This window comes from uncultured Dysgonomonas sp., from assembly GCF_900079725.1.
In the GTDB taxonomy this organism is placed as follows: domain Bacteria; phylum Bacteroidota; class Bacteroidia; order Bacteroidales; family Dysgonomonadaceae; genus Dysgonomonas.
Window position 1 is genome coordinate 759,726 of record NZ_LT599032.1, and the last position, 18,519, is coordinate 778,244.

18 protein-coding genes are annotated in these 18,519 nt (G+C 41.4%); 14 read left to right on the top strand and 4 right to left on the bottom strand.

All coding sequences use genetic code 11. The annotated features are described in order from the left end of the window. Positions 1 to 409: 409 nt before the first annotated feature. Entirely contained in the window at positions 410 to 1,816 is a 1,407-nt protein-coding gene (locus tag QZL88_RS03325) for an amidophosphoribosyltransferase (RefSeq protein ID WP_296938609.1), read from the top strand. Between the two features lie 32 nt (positions 1,817 to 1,848). On the opposite strand, the gene QZL88_RS03330 is transcribed toward QZL88_RS03325, so the two are convergent. The 4 genes from QZL88_RS03330 to QZL88_RS03345 form a co-directional block, all read right to left on the bottom strand. Further along, positions 1,849 to 3,525: a putative transporter gene (locus QZL88_RS03330; protein WP_296938611.1), complete on the bottom strand. Its 1,677-nt coding sequence runs from the start codon at positions 3,523 to 3,525 to the stop codon at positions 1,849 to 1,851. 398 nt (positions 3,526 to 3,923) lie between these two features. Then, a complete protein-coding gene (locus QZL88_RS03335) occupies positions 3,924 to 4,139 on the bottom strand; it encodes a heavy-metal-associated domain-containing protein (protein ID WP_296938612.1) in 216 nt (71 codons plus the stop codon). A gap of 113 nt (positions 4,140 to 4,252) precedes the next feature. Beyond that, a complete protein-coding gene (locus QZL88_RS03340) occupies positions 4,253 to 6,472 on the bottom strand; it encodes a heavy metal translocating P-type ATPase (protein WP_296938613.1) in 2,220 nt (739 codons plus the stop codon). 81 nt (positions 6,473 to 6,553) lie between these two features. Continuing rightward, the gene (locus QZL88_RS03345) at positions 6,554 to 7,117 is read right to left on the bottom strand and encodes an AraC family transcriptional regulator (protein ID WP_296938614.1); all 564 of its coding nucleotides are present in this window, start codon (positions 7,115 to 7,117) and stop codon (positions 6,554 to 6,556) included. Positions 7,118 to 7,275: 158 nt separating this feature from the next. Here QZL88_RS03345 and QZL88_RS03350 point away from each other — a divergent pair, with 158 nt between their 5' ends. From QZL88_RS03350 to QZL88_RS03410, 13 genes are all read left to right on the top strand, one after another. Further along, a complete protein-coding gene (locus tag QZL88_RS03350; protein ID WP_296938617.1) occupies positions 7,276 to 8,079 on the top strand; it encodes an inositol monophosphatase family protein in 804 nt (267 codons plus the stop codon). A gap of 116 nt (positions 8,080 to 8,195) precedes the next feature. Continuing rightward, entirely contained in the window at positions 8,196 to 9,725 is a 1,530-nt protein-coding gene (locus tag QZL88_RS03355; protein WP_296938618.1) for an aromatic amino acid ammonia-lyase, read from the top strand. Further along, complete coding sequence (gene fabG / locus QZL88_RS03360) at positions 9,725 to 10,453, top strand: 3-oxoacyl-ACP reductase FabG (protein WP_296945001.1); 729 nt, start codon at positions 9,725 to 9,727, stop codon at positions 10,451 to 10,453. Before QZL88_RS03355 ends, fabG begins: the two co-directional genes overlap by 1 nt. Before the next feature lie 19 nt (positions 10,454 to 10,472). Then, positions 10,473 to 11,696, top strand: a complete 1,224-nt coding sequence (locus QZL88_RS03365) for a beta-ketoacyl-[acyl-carrier-protein] synthase family protein (RefSeq protein ID WP_296938619.1) — start codon at positions 10,473 to 10,475, stop codon at positions 11,694 to 11,696. A 15-nt stretch (positions 11,697 to 11,711) separates the two neighbouring features. Continuing rightward, positions 11,712 to 11,978, top strand: a complete 267-nt coding sequence (locus QZL88_RS03370; RefSeq protein ID WP_006801508.1) for an acyl carrier protein — start codon at positions 11,712 to 11,714, stop codon at positions 11,976 to 11,978. Continuing rightward, complete coding sequence (locus QZL88_RS03375) at positions 11,959 to 12,846, top strand: acyltransferase (RefSeq protein ID WP_296938620.1); 888 nt, start codon at positions 11,959 to 11,961, stop codon at positions 12,844 to 12,846. The genes QZL88_RS03370 and QZL88_RS03375 overlap by 20 nt, the downstream gene beginning before the upstream one ends. 32 nt (positions 12,847 to 12,878) lie before the next feature. Then, positions 12,879 to 13,964, top strand: a complete 1,086-nt coding sequence (locus QZL88_RS03380) for a class I SAM-dependent methyltransferase (protein ID WP_296938621.1) — start codon at positions 12,879 to 12,881, stop codon at positions 13,962 to 13,964. Then, on the top strand, positions 13,961 to 14,395 hold the full coding sequence (locus QZL88_RS03385; RefSeq protein WP_296938622.1) for a hydroxymyristoyl-ACP dehydratase: 435 nt from the start codon (positions 13,961 to 13,963) through the stop codon (positions 14,393 to 14,395). Before QZL88_RS03380 ends, QZL88_RS03385 begins: the two co-directional genes overlap by 4 nt. Further along, on the top strand, positions 14,392 to 14,835 hold the full coding sequence (locus QZL88_RS03390) for an acyl-CoA thioesterase (protein WP_044216849.1): 444 nt from the start codon (positions 14,392 to 14,394) through the stop codon (positions 14,833 to 14,835). The genes QZL88_RS03385 and QZL88_RS03390 overlap by 4 nt, the downstream gene beginning before the upstream one ends. Then, positions 14,823 to 16,559: a beta-ketoacyl synthase N-terminal-like domain-containing protein gene (locus QZL88_RS03395; RefSeq protein WP_296945005.1), complete on the top strand. Its 1,737-nt coding sequence runs from the start codon at positions 14,823 to 14,825 to the stop codon at positions 16,557 to 16,559. The genes QZL88_RS03390 and QZL88_RS03395 overlap by 13 nt, the downstream gene beginning before the upstream one ends. Continuing rightward, positions 16,547 to 16,807, top strand: a complete 261-nt coding sequence (locus tag QZL88_RS03400; RefSeq protein WP_296938623.1) for a phosphopantetheine-binding protein — start codon at positions 16,547 to 16,549, stop codon at positions 16,805 to 16,807. The genes QZL88_RS03395 and QZL88_RS03400 overlap by 13 nt, the downstream gene beginning before the upstream one ends. Beyond that, positions 16,807 to 17,991, top strand: a complete 1,185-nt coding sequence (locus QZL88_RS03405) for a beta-ketoacyl-[acyl-carrier-protein] synthase family protein (protein WP_296938624.1) — start codon at positions 16,807 to 16,809, stop codon at positions 17,989 to 17,991. Before QZL88_RS03400 ends, QZL88_RS03405 begins: the two co-directional genes overlap by 1 nt. Positions 17,992 to 18,060: 69 nt before the next feature. Then, a complete protein-coding gene (locus QZL88_RS03410; protein WP_296938625.1) occupies positions 18,061 to 18,282 on the top strand; it encodes a hypothetical protein in 222 nt (73 codons plus the stop codon). The last annotated feature ends 237 nt before the right edge of the window (positions 18,283 to 18,519 follow it).

Below are 18,519 nucleotides of genomic sequence, written 5' to 3' on the forward strand. Positions count from 1 at the left end.
AAATACAAGTCTACAAGACACGAGATACAAGTTGTTCACTGATGACTGTTCGCTGATAACTGGCGAGATGCTTCGCTCCGCTCTGTATGACAAGCTAATTATTAATTTTCATTATTAATTGTTTTCTGTGTTACTTTTGTTACCTTTTGCGTCTTGGCGTCTTTGCGAGAGAATATTATTAACTAATAACTGTTAACTGAAACAAGTGTATTAATTTAAAATATTAATCTATTACTTATAGGGCTGATATTTCCCCGAAAACTAGTACTTTTATATCCCAATCTAAAAAAAATCGAGGTATCGCACCTTATGTTATCCTTATAAGTATAACAATGATTGGAAGTTACAACTTTAAGACACGGTATAAAATTACTTTTTTGCGACTATAATTAAAAAAACACAGTAGAAAATGGGTGGTTTCTTTGGAACAATATCTAAAACAGCCTGTGCAACAGACCTTTTTTATGGCACAGATTACAACTCACATTTAGGAACCCGCCGAGGAGGGATGGTTACACTCCATAACGGGACTTTTAAACGGGCAATTCACAATCTTGAAAATTCATATTTTCGTCTGCGCTTCGAAGCCGACTTAGACAAGTTTCAGGGTAACTCAGGTATCGGAATTATCAGTGATACCGACCCTCAGCCTATATTTATCAGTTCCCATCTGGGCAAATATGCTGTAGTAACGGTAGCTAAAGTCAATAATATAGACGAACTGGAAAAGGAGCTGCTCGATAAAGGTTGCCATTTTTCGGAATTTAATGCCGGACAAATTAATCAAACGGAACTGATAGCTCTCCTTATCTCACAGGCCAATACCTTTGTAGAGGGAATAGAACTGGTTCAGGAAAAGATAAAAGGCTCTTGTTCCATGCTTATCCTTACCGAAGAGGGAATTATCGCGGCACGTGATAAATGGGGGCGTACACCTGTTCTTATAGGAAAGAAAGACGGAGCATATGCGGCTACAAGCGAACCTTGCAGTTTTCCTAATCTGGAGTACGAATTGGAATACAATGTCGGTCCCGGAGAAGTAGTTATGCTTACAGCCGATAGCATGACGCAACTGCGCAAGCCGAACAAGAAAATGCAGGCCTGCTCTTTCCTCTGGGTCTACTATGGTTATCCTGTATCCGACTATGAAGGAATAAACGTGGATGCCGTGCGCTATGCCAGTGGACAAGCCATGGCTAAGAAAGACGATACGGAAGCAGATTATGTGGCGGCCATCCCCGACTCGGGTATCGGTATGGGCTTGGGATACGCAGAAGGAAAGGGAATTCCTTACCGCCGCGCCATTATCAAATATACACCTACGTGGCCGCGTAGTTTCACACCTGCCAATCAGAAAGTGCGGGATCTGGTAGCTAAAATGAAGCTAATCCCCAACCGTGAACTACTGAGGGACAAGCGAGTAATATTCTGTGACGATTCCATTGTGCGGGGCACGCAACTCAACGACAACGTGAATATACTCTACGGATACGGAGCAAAAGAAGTACATATCCGTTTAGGCAGCCCGCCTATTTTGTTTTCATGTCCTTACCTGGGCTTTTCGGCATCACGTTCACCATTGGAACTGATTGCACGCCGTACAGTGGAGGAACTCGAAGGTGATCACGAGAAAGATCTGGATAAGTACGCGACTACCGATTCGCCGCAATATAAGAATATGATAGACTGCATTCGTAAAAAGCTGAATATAACCACACTGAAGTTTATTACAGTAGAGGATCTGATCGCATCAATCGGTCTGCCCAAAGAATGTGTTTGTACATATTGCTATAATGGTGCTAAACCGGAAGAATAGAGGTTGCCTTATGCAGACTCTGAACAGTATCTCTAGATAAAGAACATCAGAAGCAGTTGCGTGAAGATTATCCTGGCAAACATAGATACGGGATAAACAGTGGCATATGCCACAGATGGTTCATCGTCTTCTATTATCGAGTTTACATAGTTGAGCGCCATTGGATTTGCCATACTTCCACATAGCATACCAACACACTTGGCATAGTTGAGCTTGAACATTTTCATGGCAAACAAGGCGACAATAATAACAGGGACAACAGTCAGTATAAAACCGAAGCCAATCCACAGAAGTCCTTCTGTCTGGAATACAGTCTCGAAGAAATGCTCTCCGGCACTGATTCCCAAGCATGCCAGATAGACTGTGAGCCCGAACTGGCGCATCAGTAAGTTTGCACTCTGGGTTGTATATGTGGTAAAACGGAAGCGAGGACCAAATGCACCCATCAGTATCCCTACAATGATAGGCCCTCCGGCTATACCCAGCTTCACAGGGAATGTCATACCCGGGAAGGGAAGGGGCAATGCTCCCAGGATAAGACCTAAGGCAATACCGGCAAAGATAGCGATGAGGTTGGGACGGTCGAGACGTTTCTCTTCGTCACCAAGTATTTTGGCAACATTGTCTATCGACGCCTTTTCTCCGACCACTGTAAGCTTATCGCCGATCTGTAGCGACAAGTCAGGCGAAGCAAGCAGGTCTATACCTGCGCGGTTGACACGGGTAATATTGATACCGTAATTGTTCCTGAGCCTCAATGTACCCAGCTTCACGCCATTAACCTTGCTGCGGGTTACGATAATACGGCGCGATACGAGTTGGCTGTTATCTATATGGTTCCAGTCTATATCTTCCTTGTTCCAGTCTACGTTTTCCTGCTCACCGAACAAGACTTTGATATGTTCCACATCCGATTTGATAGAGATAATCAGCAGATGGTCGTCATGTTGCATCACGCTTTCGGAAGTAGGGATGGTCACTTTGCCGTCGCGCCAGATGCGTGATATGACAAAACGCTTTGAAGACAGCTTCATGATATCGCGGATAGTCTTTCCTTCTATAGCCGGATTGGTCACATGAAACTCGCCTACATATGTATTATGGTCTTTCTTCTCACTGGGAACAGCGTAAGCACCTTTGGCCACGAATACCTTCTTCAGGAATATGATAGCCAGTATTACGCCTACTACACCCAACGGATATGCCACGGCAGTAGCTAATGCCATATCAGCTATGGCTTTCATATCTCCGCCGGTTATTTGTTTCAATGCTTGTTGTGCTGCACCAAGAGCCGGAGTATTTGTAGTAGCTCCGCAAAGAATACCAACCATATTGGGTAAAGATATATCGCTTACGATACTGAATATAAGCGCCATTACCAAACCGAGGAACACAACACCCAAGGCTAGCATATTTAAACGAAGTCCGCCTTTACGCAAAGATGAAAAGAAACCGGGACCGACCTGTAATCCTAAGGCATAGATAAACAGTATAAGCCCAAAATTCTGAGCAAAATTAAGCATATCTTTGTTCAGGTCAAGATCGAAATGACCCAGTATAATGCCGACAAAGAAGACAAAGGTGATACCCAATGAGATATTGAACAGTTGCAGCTTGCCCAGTTGCAACCCAATGGCCGAAACGACCGAGATAACTATAATAGATTGAACCGACGAGGGCTCAAAAATGGTCTCCATTAACCAATCCATGACATTACACAACGTTAGAAATGCTGTGCAAAGGTAAGACAATAAAAACGAATGCGCCAATATTGCACGAATGAAAATTGTGGTAAGTATCTGAATATTTTCAGAAAAGCTTTATCTATATGTAAAAAGCAATCGTTCTTTGAAATGTTTATAAAACTTCAATATAATCAGAGATATAAATAATAAAAAGTATTTAGATATTTAACAACAGAGATTAATTCACTCAAAAAAACAAGGGTTGTCCCATAAATAAAGTTGTATCTTCAAAGTGTTACCCTCTTTGTCATTCTGAGTACAACGAAGAATCTCGACATTGAGAAACGAGATGTTTCATTCCGTTCAACATGACAAAAGATACCAAAATTTATTTATGAGACAGCCACCCGTTAAATAATACTTTATATCGTTTCTATCTTAAATCCCGCCTTCTGTACAGTATCTATCACTTCATTTTCGGTGATACCATCCGATACTACAGTCAGTACCTTATTCTTATTAGCGGTATCTACATTCCAGTTAGAGATACCTTTCACTTCATCGAGGAACGGGGTTACTTTGGCGATACATCCGCCACAATTAATATTGGTCTTAAATGTAAATGTCTTTGTTTCCATATGTTTAATGAGTTGTAAGTTATGAGTAATAAGTTTTTTAGAATTCTAGTATACTAGACACTAGTACTCTAAAATTTATTTTTCGTTTTTCACTTTTCGTTTTTCCTAAATTCTTATCTCTTCCATTTCAGTCGTAAACTATTGCTTACCACACTGACACTGCTCAACGCCATCGCAGCGCCTGCTATCATCGGATTAAGTAAAAAGCCGTTGATGGGGAAAAGGATACCGGCGGCAACAGGAATCCCTATCAGGTTATATATAAATGCCCAGAACAGGTTTTGCCGTATAGTAGCCACTGTTTGCCGCGACAGCTTAATCGCTTCGGGTATTTTGGTGAGGTCTGATGATATAATTGTCATCTTTGCCACATCCATAGCTATATCGCTGCCTTTACCCATCGCTATGCTCAAATCTGCCTGAGCCAGCGCTGTACTGTCATTGATCCCGTCTCCGACCATCGCTACTACTTTACCTTCTGCTTGCAATTGCTTTATAAATTCAGCCTTTTGGTGAGGCAATACCTCAGCTTTATAGTGTTTTATACCAGTCCGTGCGGCTATCTCCTTTGCTGTGGATTCGTTGTCTCCGGTAAGCATATACACCTCTATTCCGGATGATTGTAATTGCCGGACAGCGGTTTGCGAAGTAGCCTTTATCTCATCGGCAATGGCAACGACTGCAATGGCCTGTTTATCATCGGCAAACCAGATTACAGTTTTAGACTGGGAACTAAGTTCTTTTGCTTTATTGTTTAGAACTTCATTTATAGCAATATTGTTCTCATTCAGCAATTTATAATTTCCGACAAAGTATAATTGCCCGTCAACAAAGCCTTTAGCTCCTTTTCCCGTAATACTTTCGAAACCGGAAACAGGAATAGACGCCTCTGCATTGAAATATCGTACCACAGCCTCTGCCAGCGGATGCTCCGACTGCTTCTCCAGACTTAGTAAAGCGGCTTTCGGGCTGTCATCATTATTCAGCCAGAGAATATCGGTTACCTGAGGTTTACCTTCTGTTATGGTTCCGGTCTTGTCCAGCACGACTGCGTTTATCTTTTTTGCCTGTTCGAGGCTTTCGGCATCTTTTATCAGAATGCCTTTTTCAGCACCCTTCCCTACCCCGACCATTATCGCTGTCGGCGTGGCAAGTCCCAAAGCACATGGGCAGGCAATAATGAGCACCGTTACCAATGCAAGTAAGCCATGAGTAAATCCATTGTTACCACCCAATATCAGCCAAATAATGAAAGACACAATTGCAATGCTTATCACTATAGGAACAAAAATTCCGGCTATTTTATCAACCAGTTTTTGCACCGGAGCTTTGCTGCCCTGCGCTTCCTGCACCATCTTTATAATTTGAGCAAGCATAGTTTCGGAGCCTACTTTCTCAGCCTTGAAGCGGAAACTACCCTTTTGGTTTATTGTTCCGGCAAACACTTTTCCATCCGCTTCTTTCAATACGGGGACAGGCTCTCCGCTCAACATACTTTCGTCCACATATGATGTACCCTCTGTAACCCGTCCGTCGACTGCAATTTTTTCTCCAGGCTTTACTAGAATCAGGTCGCCTATATTTACATTTTCAATTGGGATTTGATTGTGACTACCATCTTCTTGTATTATCGTTACGGTCTTCGGTTGTAATCTCATCAGTTTTTTTATGGCAGACGAAGTATTCCCTTTTGCCTTTTCTTCCAGCAAGCGTCCTAATAGAATAAATGCAATGATAACGCTGGCAGCCTCGAAATAGACATGAGGTTCTACTCCTCTTGCTATCCAGAAATCAGGGAACAGCGTATTGAACACACTGAACAAATAAGCCACACTTGTACTCAATGCCACAAGCGTATCCATATTGGCAGATCTGTGCTTTGCCTGTTTCCACGCATTAATAAAGAAATCTTTACCCAACCAGAAAATAACAGGAGTGGAAAGCACCCACATTATTTCGTTGGCATAAGGTATACGCATAAAGAACATCCCTATCGCAACTACCGGTATAGAAAAGATTATGGCTAATATCGTTTTGCGTTTCAGATCGCCGAATTTCTTCCGGTGAATTTCTTCCAAAGTTTCAGCCGTTGTATTCTTATCTTCTTCGATAAGCAGATCATATCCCCCGTCCTGAATGGCATCACGCATATTCTCGGGCGATATTTCATCCGGTAAATACTCTACAGCCAATGTCGCAGTAGCAAAGTTAACCGATGCATTTACCACCCCTTTCAGTCCCTTAACAATACTCTCCGCGCTTATAGCACACGACGCGCATGACATCTGGAGTACGGGGAACGTCTTCTTTACTGTATTATCTGTTGCTTTCATAATCTTCATCTTTTGATTATACAAAGATGGCAACAAAATAACCGGAAATTGTTATACTATTCTTTGGAAAGTTTATGAGATTTACACCTCATCCAATGGTTTTCGCTTGTTAGTTCTTATTTGTTTGAAATGGCTCGGAGTCAGTCCCGTTACTTTCTTAAACTGGGCGCTAAGGTGAGCTACACTGGAATAATTCAAGTTAAAAGCTATTTCATTCAATGTTAGTTCGTCATACACCAGCAGCTCCTTTACTCTTTCTATTTTCTGGGCTATAAAATACTTTTCTATCGTAGTACCCTCTACTTCCGAAAACAGATTGCTGATATAATTATAATCGTGATGAAGTTTCTCACTAATATAATCGGACAGATTAATTTTCAGATTATTGTTATTATAATGTACCAACTCTATAATAAGGTTCTTTACCTGTTCTATCAAACGGCCTTTTTTATCGTCTATCAATGAAAAGCCCAGAGATTCGAGTATCCCGCTTAGCTTATTTTTTTGCTCTGTGGTTAGTTTCTTTTCGAGGTGGACTTCTCCCAATCGAACTGAAAGTGGTTGTATATCCAGTCTTTCGAGTTCCGATTCTACAACCATTATACAACGGTTGCAAACCATATTTTTTATATATAATACTTCCATAAATTTATCTATATATTATAAATCCGCAAAAAGTATACCATGTAATTACGGAATAATCAACGATGGATACTTTAATAGATAATATTAAACAATAATAGCGATATAAAGTTACAACTCTTTTTTATTTCATTAAATTTGAAACTCTTTAATATAAATATATGAATTTAGAACATATCACATCCGAAGTCTGCAAAATAGCTACCGAAGGCGGGCACTTTCTTGCAAAGGAGAGAAAAGTTTTTCAAAGAAACAGAGTAGAAGAAAAAAATGCACACGACTATGTGTCTTATGTAGACAAGGAGACTGAAAAACTTCTGGTAAAAAAATTATCGGTCTTATTTCCGGAAGCCGGATTTGTCACCGAAGAGGAAACTATAAAAACCGAAGAAAAAGACTATTGCTGGGTTATCGATCCGCTTGACGGAACAACCAACTTTATTCACGACAACGCTCCGTACTGCGTAAGCATAGCCCTTACCTACAAATCGAAACCATTAATAGGCGTTGTATATGAAGTATGCCGTGAAGAATGCTTTTATGCATGGAAAGGCGGTAACGCGTACCTGAATGGAAAACAGATATCAGTATCAGCCACGAACGATATAAACAAGGCTCTGGTGGGGCTTGACTTACCATACAACGACAAAGAGTACAAACCTCTGATGAACCACTTGATGGATCAGCTATACGGTAAAGCATCGAGTATCCGCGTCAATGGTTCGGCTGCCATGTCGTTATGCTATGTAGCTGCCGGACGGTTCGATATATGGTGTGAAGCATTTATCAAACCATGGGATTTTATGGCGGGCGCGATTATTGTAGAAGAAGCCGGTGGCCGTATTTCAAATTTCGAAGGACAGGAACTTCTTTTCAATAACCATCATATCGTAGCATCGAATAATACTGTGATACATGATGAAATACTTGCATTGATACAACCTTTTTTTAGCTTTATCAAGTAAAACCAATTTTATTTTAATATCCGGTCTTTATATTTAACTGTTTTTTTCTTTAGCGCATTGCAAGAGATGCCAAAAAGTAATACTTTTGCAAGTCTTTAATCTGATTAAAAAGAAAAATGGGAAAAACCCTTGACATTGATTCTATATACACACTTTTATTTAAAGAAAAAAAACTGGTTGTTGATAAAGATAGCATCGACCATGTACAACAAAGCTACAACTTTCTGAAAAAATTTTCGGAGGATAAAATCATATATGGTATCAATACCGGATTTGGCCCTATGGCTCAATATCGTGTCGATGACAACTTCCTTACCAATCTTCAGTACAATATTATCCGCAGCCATTCCACAGGGGCAGGTAAACCATTGGAGCCTCTCTATGTGAAATCCGCGATGATAGTACGTCTGAATAACTTATTGCAGGGGAAATCAGGTATCCACCCCGAACTGATTCATTTATTAGCGGAATTTATCAACCGCAGCATCTGCCCGTTTGTACCCGAGCATGGCAGCGTAGGAGCAAGTGGCGACCTTGTACAATTGGCTCATATCGCGCTAGCTTTAATAGGTGAAGGTGAAGTGTTTTACAATGGTGAACTGAGAAATACGGCCGAGGTATTTGATGAAAACAGATTGAAGCCAATCTCTATGCACATACGTGAAGGCCTTTCGGTAACTAATGGAACTTCTGTGATGACAGGAATCGGCATTGTAAATCTCATATATGCAAAGAGATTGCTACACTGGGCCGTTGCGGCATCAGTAATGATAAATGAGATAGCCTCTTCGTATGATGACTTTATGTCCGAAGAACTGAATGCGACAAAACACCATAAAGGTCAGAAAGAGATAGCCAAGATGATGCGTAAATGGAGCAAGGGAAGTTCCAGTTTACGCAAGCGTGAGAATTACCTGTATAATAAAGAGAACAAAGAAAAAATACTTAAACATAAAGTCCAGCCATATTATTCATTACGTTGCGTTCCTCAGATATTAGGCCCTGTATACGATACTTTGGTAAATACGGAGGAAGTATTGGTTAACGAAACCAATTCGGCCTGCGATAACCCTATTGTAGACAAAGAAAGCGGAAATGTATATCATGGCGGAAATTTCCACGGCGATTATGTGTCCTTTGAAATGGATAAACTGAAAATAGCTGTAACAAAAATGGCCATGCTTTCCGAGAGACAGCTCAATTACCTGTTTCACGACCGGATAAATGATATACTTCCTCCCTTTGTAAATATGGGTGTACTGGGATTGAACTACGGGTTACAAGCTGCGCAATTTACAGCAACCTCTACCACGGCAGAGTGCCAGACACTCTCCTACCCGATGTATGTACACAGTATACCGAATAACAATGACAACCAGGACATTGTAAGTATGGGAACAAATTCAGCCCTACTTGCCAAAACTGTAATAGACAACGGATATCAGGTTATGTCTGTTTTATTTATGGCGATAACACAGGCGATAGATTGCCTGAATATACAAAACGATTTATCAAAGAATACAAAAGTAATCTACGATGAAATAAGGGATATCTTCCCTAAATTTGTAGAAGATACGCCGAAATACAAAGAGATAAGTAAGCTGACGAATTACCTAACGAATAAAGAGATAGAAAAAATTTCATGATGAAATACGCTTTAGTAACAGGAGCCAGCAAAGGAATCGGCAGAGCAACCAGCCTCAAACTTGCCGAAATGGGATATTTTATCCTCATCAACTATAATTCGAGCCGTGAAGACGCGGAAAAAACATTAGAATTGGTTAAGGAAAAAGGCTCTGACGGTGAACTGCTGAAATTTGATGTATCGGATGCCGCCGAAACAAAGTCGGTACTTGATACATGGACAGCGCAACATAAAAACGAATATATAGAAGTTCTGGTAAATAACGCAGGTATCAGAAAAGATAACCTGATGATATGGATGCCCGAAGAAGACTGGACAAGTGTCTTAAACATCAGCCTCAACGGCTTCTTCCATGTGACCCAGTATATGTTGAAAAATATGCTGGTAAAGAGATTCGGCCGAATTATAAATATTGTATCTTTGTCCGGCATTAAAGGAATGAAAGGACAGGCAAACTATTCGGCAGCCAAAGGCGGCCTTATAGCAGCAACTAAAGCGCTTGCAGCTGAAGTCGGTCCCCGAAATGTGACTGTAAATGCCGTAGCTCCGGGATTCATACAAACAGATATGGTGAAAGACCTGCCCGAAGAAGAGTTGAAAAAACTGATACCTGTAGGACGCTTCGGCACAGCAGAAGAGGTAGCGTCATTAGTAGGTTTTCTGGCTTCGAAAGAAGCATCATACATCACAGGCGAAGTAATTTCCATTAATGGCGGCATATATACCTGATAATACTATAAATACATAAATGAGGAGAGTTGTTATAACAGGCATGGGAATTTATTCCTGCATCGGAAAAAATCTTGATGAGGTAAAAGAATCGCTATATCATGGCAAATCGGGTATAGGCATCGACCCCGAAAGACTGGACTTCGGTTTCCTTTCCCCGCTGACAGGCATAATAGAAAGGCCTGACATGAAAAAACTTCTCGATCGTAAAAAACGTAACTTCTTAGCCGAACAAGGCGAATATGCATATGTTGCTACTCTCGAAGCTTTCCGGAATGCAGGAATAGACGATGCATTCCTCGAAGCGAATGAAGTAGGTGTACTTTATGGAAATGATAGCAGTGCACTCCCTGTTATAGAAGCTGCCGATATTATCCGTAACAAGAAGAATACGGTGCTCGTTGGCTCAGGATCAATCTTCCAGTCGATGAACTCGACCGTAACAATGAATCTCTCGGTTATTTTCAAGCTGAGAGGAATCAATCTCACTGTTTCAGGCGCATGTGCCAGTGGTTCACATGCTATCGGATTAGCATACTTCCTCATCAAAAACGGTTTACAGGATTGTATCCTTTGCGGAGGCGCACAGGAAGTAAACCCATATTCGGTAGGTAGTTTCGATGGATTGGGAACATTTTCCAAATTGACAGATGAACCGACCAAAGCATCCCGCCCATTCGACAAGAACAGGGACGGGCTTATTCCGAGTGGCGGTGCCGCCAGTCTGGTAGTGGAAAGCTACGAATCTGCGGTGCGACGTGGAGCTAACATTCTGGCAGAAGTAATCGGATATGGATTCTCTTCAAACGGGGACCATATATCTACTCCGAATATAGACGGGCCCATCCGTTCTTTGGAAATGTGCCTGAAAGACGCCAATGTAAAGCCGGAGGAAATCGGATATATAAACGCGCATGCCACATCTACTCCTATCGGGGATATGAATGAAGCCAAAGCAATAAGCACTGTGCTTGGAGAACATAAACCTTTTGTCACATCGACTAAATCGATGACAGGACACGAAATGTGGATGGCAGGAGCCAGCGAGGCAATCTATTCAATATTGATGATGAATAATAACTTCATCGCTCCGAATCTTAATTTTGAAGAAGCAGACGAAGCCTCGGCTTTGCTTAATATACCTAATAAACGTATTGATACATCATTTGACATGTTCCTATCCAACTCATTCGGTTTTGGAGGAACAAATTCAACCCTGATAATTAAAAAATTCAAAGAGTAACTAGTCCTGATGGAAATGACGAACGAAGAGATAATCGAGAAAATAAGAACGACTTTAGCCGAAGAGTTTGAAGTAGATGTAGAAACTATCCAGCCGGATGCGCCTCTGATCGAGACACTGGAAATGGATAGCCTCGACTTTGTAGATATGGTCGTACTGATAGAACAGAATTTCGGATTCACCGTAAACGGTAATGACTTTGTAAATATAAAAACTTTTCAGGATTTCTATGATTTTATCATAGAACATCTCGACAAGCCAAATGACGGAATGGAAGGGTAAAACCAGAGGAGGAGTATTCGGATACCTTTTCTTTATCTTCCTGATAAAGAAAATCGGAATCACTGCTGCTTATGCATTTTTAAGCACTATCGTCTTATACTTTATCCCCTTTGCGCCAAAAGCTACCGGAAGTATCTGGTACTATTCCCGTAAGGTACTAAACAAAAGTAGACTATCTTCTATCGCGATGCTCTTCTGCAGCTATTACAGGTTTGGGCAAACGCTGATAGATAAAGTTGCTATCGGCAACGGGATGAAAGAAAAATATGATTTCCGCTTCGAAAACTATGAAAGTTTTCTAGACATACTGAATGCCGACACGGGAGCAATTATAATCGGGGCACATGTCGGCAATTGGGAAATGGGTACGCCGTTCTTTGATGAGTATGGTAAAAAAATCAACATCCTTTTATATGACGCTGAATATAAGAGGATAAAAGAATTACTTCAAAAAAATTCCGTCCCGGCCGGTTTTAAAGTAATTCCTGTAAACAATACCGATCTAAACCATGTATTCGCGATAAAAGAAGCCTTAGATAACAAAGAATATATTTGTTTTCAAGGTGATCGGTATATCAATGAAGAGAGACGACTGAAAGGTATATTCATGGGTAAAGAAACCAGCTTCCCGTCAGGGCCTTTTCTATTAGCGGCAAAGATGAAAGTCCCCGTAGTATTTTATTTTGCTATGCGCGAACCTAAGAAATCGTACCGGTTCCATTTCATCGTGGCAGCACCTGTTTCTAAAAATGAAAAAGCAAAGCCTGAACAACAATTACTTGACCAATACGTTCCGGCACTGGAAAATATTCTGAAAAAATATCCGGAACAGTGGTTCAACTACTACAATTTCTGGAACGAAAAATAAAGCATTACAATCCGACTAACATATAATCAATCATGAACTTGTTTCCTTCCTTACAAAAAAGATATTCCGAAGAGCAGTTTTCAGCGGCCGAAGCACAACGGATGGCGCAGGAAATAGCCTTTGGCCCTATTGTTTTTCAGGTATCACGGCTTATGCTCAAGTTTGGTATTTTCGAATTATTATCAGAGAGCCGGGAGGGGCTAACGCTGAATGAAATTTCGGAACATAAAAAGCTATCCCGTTATGCAGCACAAGTATTGCTGGAGGCTTCGCTTTCGATTGGCACTGTATTGGTAAAGAACGATAAATATATGCTGTCCAAGGTCGGATGGTTCTTATTGAACGATGAAATGGCACGTATCAATATGAACTTTAATCATGATGTAAACTATTCAGGGCTATTCAATCTGGAAGAAGCACTTCTGAATGGAGAACCTGAAGGACTGAAAGTTTTTGGCGAATGGCCGACAATATATGAAGGCCTGTCAAAGTTGCCTGAGAATGTACAAAAAAGCTGGTTCGATTTCGACCATTTCTATTCCGACAATTCTTTTACGCAAGCACTGCAAATAGTCTTTGCAAACAATCCCCGTACATTACTCGATGTGGGCGGTAATACAGGACGCTGGGCGATGAAATGCGTTGAATTCAACACGGATGTAAATGTAACCATTATGGATTTGCCCCAACAACTTGAATTAATGAAAAAACAAACGTACGGACAAACCGGCTCCGACCGCATATATGGACATGGCTGCAATTTGCTGGACAAAGATGTCCCTTTCCCTAAAGGCTTCGATGCTATATGGATGAGTCAGTTCCTCGATTGTTTTTCGGAAGAAGAAGCTACAAGTATTTTGACCCGCGCCGCGGCATCTATGGAAAAATCTTCGTTCCTTTACATTATGGAAACATTCTGGGACCGTCAGAAATTTGAAACAGCAGCTTATTGCCTCACTCTGACCAGCCTGTATTTTACGGCACTGGCAAACGGCAACAGCAAGATGTATCATTCGGATGATATGATACGCTGTGTAAAAGCAGCCGGACTGGAAGTTAACGAAATACACGACGGATTGGGATTGGGGCATAGCATTATGGTTTGCAAACGAATATGAGTAAGCTGGTAATAACAGAAGAAGGAGGTATATTGGACTTAATTCCGCAATGTCCGCCAATAGTGATGGTCGATAAGTTTTACGGAATTGAAGGTGACTGTTCATATACGGGACTGACAATCAGTCCCGGTAATATTTTCATTGAAAACAATTATTTCAAGGAACCCGGTATTATAGAACATATCGCGCAATCGGCCGCAGCACGTGTCGGATATATCTGTAGGCAAAATAATGTCGCCGTACCACTCGGCTTTATCGGATCTGTAGACAAGATGACAATTCACATCTTACCAAAGGTAGGTAATGAACTGCATACCGAGATAAAAATAATACAGGAAGTCGCCGAAATCACCCTGATAGGTGCGACAGTAAAAATCGGAGATAACCTTGTCGCCGAATGCCGTATGAAAATATTTTTGAAAAAGGAATGAAAAAACATAAATACAGAGCTAAAGAACCCGCACTAACAGACAGAACCACTATAAAAGTCCGTTTCAGTGAAGTAGATTCCATGCGTATTGTATGGCATGGCCAGTACATCAAGTATTTTGAGGATGGCCGGGAAACCTTTGGCAAACGGTATGGAATCGGTTATTGCGACATTTACGAAAACGGATACACTGCACCCATTGTCGACCTCACCTGCCAGTATAAGCAATCCTTATCATTCGGAGAAGAGGCTATTGTGGAAACAAACTATATAGCTTCAGACGCTGCGAAAATAATATTTGAATATACTGTTTATAAAAGTGATGGTGAGACAGTTGTCGCTACGGGCAGTACAGTTCAGGTATTCTTGAATTCTAACAATGAACTGGAGTGGACAAATCCCGATTTTTATCAGGAATGGAAGAAGAAATGGAATATCTGAATGACATATACATTACTGCCGATAACATTATCAGCTCTTTAGGATTTACGACTAAAGAAAATGTTTGTGCCATTAGCCTGAATAAATCAGGGATTATCTCTGTAGAAGCAGGAAAAATCTCCGATACCCCGATTCTTGCCGGGCTAATTAATTCGGATATACTGAACGAACTGACAGAAAAGTATAGCCTGCAAGAATTCAGCAAGGCAGAACAACTTGCCATATTATCAATTAAGGACTTATTGTTACAAAGAGATATAGAACTGAAAGAGTGCGGCTTCATTCTTTCCTCAACAAAAGGGAATGTAGACTTACTGCAACATCATACAGAGAACATTGACAGAAACGTTTTTCTCAGAGAAAGTGCGTCTAAAATTACAGGTTATTTCGGAATGGACGATAGGGCTATGGTTGTATCCAATGCCTGCATATCGGGGGTATCAGCTCTTATTATTGCCCGCCGCTTACTCCTGAATGGTGACTATAAGCATATAATCGTTACGGGGGTAGATGTCCTTTCTCATTTTATTACCAGTGGTTTCCGGTCGTTCCGTTCCCTGAGTGAAAACCTTTGCAGGCCTTACGATAGTGAAAGGGACGGGTTAAATATGGGAGAAGCCTGTGGAAGCATCCTTTTGTCCACAGAATCCGGAACGGATAATATAACTATCAGAGGCGGGGCAATAAGCAACGACGCCAATCATATATCAGGCCCTTCACGCACAGGTGACGGTCTGTACTATGCAATGAGGGATGCAATGGATGAAGCCGGAGTAACTGCCGATGACATCGACTGCATAAACCTGCACGGCACTGCAACGGTTTTCAACGATGAAATGGAGGCTAAAGCTGTTTATCTGGCTCAATTGGAAAAAGTTCCTGTCAATAGCCTAAAGTCGTATTTCGGGCATACATTAGGCGCATCGGGAATCATTGAAACAATTATTTGCGCACACCAATTAAAAGAGAATGTCATATACGGCACATTAGGTTATCAAACAAATGGTGTTTCGCAATCCCTGAATGTAAGTAATAATCACATCTGTGGAAAGACGATAAACACCTGTCTTAAAACAGCTTCCGGCTTTGGAGGTTGTAATGCCGCTGTTGTATTATCCAAAATACCTTCGCATAAGTCAATTGAGCAGGGAACATTTTTATTCAACAAAATAAAGAGCTGTACAATAGAGAATAGTTCTATAAAAGTAAATGATGAGGTCGTATTCAACTCCGCATCCGGTGATTTTGCCGTTTTCATCCGCGAAGCATTCAAAAATACAGGTGACAGCAACCAGAAGTTCTATAAGATGGATGACCTCTGCAAACTGGGATATATAGCAGCGCTACATTTACTCAATGGGATCACTTTTAATCCCGATGAAATGGGGATTATCTTATCCAATTACTCTTCGTCATCAGATACGGACGCGAAGCATCAGCGGATAATAGATGGAGGTGGAGACAATGCCGCCAGTCCGGCTGTATTCGTTTACACACTGCCCAACATTGTTGCAGGTGAAATATGTATCCGTCATAAAATACAGGGCGAAAATACCTTCTTTATCGAATATCCCGGTAATATGGAAAGACAGGAAGAATATGTAAAACTTGCCATGAACAGGAGTAAATTACAATTTTGCATCACAGGATGGTGCGAATATCTTGATAATAAATACAAAGCTGAATTCAGACTCATAAAGAAAGATAAAACATGGAAGAATTGATAGAAAAACTGAAAAAAGAACTGATACAGGAATTAAATCTTGAAGAAATGACTCCCGAAGATATAGATGCCGATGCCCCGTTATTCGGAGACGGTCTGGGCTTGGATTCCATCGACGCGCTCGAAATTATCCTTATCCTCGAACGTAATTACGGCATCAAGATCAAAAAGCCGGGAGAAGGAGAAGGTCGCGAAATATTCAGATCGGTAAGATCATTAGCCGAATTTATTTCTACACATCAGCAATAATGAAGATTTACATTACAGGAACAGGTATTGTATCAGGTATCGGCATAAATGCAGAAGAAAACCTGCATGCTATCCGGCACAAAAGTCATGGAATGGGCAAAGTCACTCTTTTCTCTACCAGCCTCAATGTTCCTGTAAGTGAAGTGAAATATACAAATCAGGAGCTGAAAGAATTATTGGCTCTACCTGCCTATAAGACATATTCCCGGACTGCTTTGCTTGGAATACTAGCGGCCAAGGAGGCCTTATCGGATTCAGATATAGACGTAAACGCCCAACGTACCGGACTTATATCTTCCACCTCGGTGGGCGGTATGGATTTAAGTGAAAACTTTTACGTCGATTTCCGGAAAGATGAGGAAAAGGGCCGTTTAAGGGATATTGTTTCGCATGATTGCGGCGACAGCACTCAAAAAATTGCGTCCTATCTGGGTATAACCGATTATGTAACAACAATAAGTACAGCCTGTTCTTCCGCAGGAAACGCGATAATGCTGGGGGCAAGGATGATTAAAAACGGATTGCTGGATGCTGTTATCGTCGGTGGAACCGATGCTTTATGTAAGTTTACCCTGAATGGCTTTAACTCGCTGATGATTCTGGATAAAGAACTGTGCAAACCATTTGACAAATCCCGTGAAGGCCTGAATCTGGGCGAAGGTGCCGGTTATCTTGTATTACAATCAGAAAAAACACTAAAAAGAAAACCATATTGTATTCTCTCCGGCTATTCCAATGCAAATGATGCTTATCACCAGACAGCCACTTCTCCCGATGGAGACGGGCCGTACCTGTGTATGAAAGAAGCTGTTGAAATGGCAAATATACTTCCCTGTAATGTGAATTATATCAATGTGCATGGCACGGGAACGCCTAACAACGACCTTTCGGAAGGGAAAGCGATCATACGTCTTTTTGGCGAGAATATCCCCAAATTCAGTTCATTGAAACCGTTTATCGGACATACATTAGGAGCTTCGGAAGGGATAGAGGCAGCCCTGTCCGCATTATCCATATCTAAAGGGATCGTTTATCCGAATCTCAACTTTAAAGAACCGATAGAAGATACGAATCTTATTCCTGTTACAGAATGGGACGAAGGCTTAGCGATCAAACATGTCTTATCCAACTCTTTCGGATTCGGAGGGAATGATTCTTCTTTACTTTTTTCGGCAATAGAATAGATTATTAAGTAAACAAAAAAATAATGGTATATTTAAAATGTTCAATTATTTAATGCATAGCTACCGTCTTTGTTTATTTTTAGAGGCTTGGCTCACTACTGCCGCGCCCTCCCGGGCTTGTCCTTCCTTTTGGCATTGCCCAAAAGGAAGCAAAAAGCTAGTGCTTCGTTCCTCGGCGACCCACAATCGGTTTGTCGGCTGAAAGTGACAAACGGGCTATCGCCCCGTCCCTTTCTACGCCGTCTGCACCGTGTGGGTGCCCCGCCTGTGGAACTTATGCACAGATGCTGACGCCTTAGTAAGCAAAGCCCTTTGGTGAATAAATACGCGTCAGCCTGCGCCGTTAGCTTCACGAACGGGGCACCCGTAGGATGAAAAGACGAAAAAAACGGAAACGTGTTTGAGCTTATCCGCCGATTCGGATTGTGCTATCTTTCCAGCGAGTTTTTCCGTTTCGTCTTTTTGTCCGTTACGGGTCGGCCTTTGAAGCGGGGCGCTAAAGCGTTTTTGGTTCCTTTTGCGGCTTTG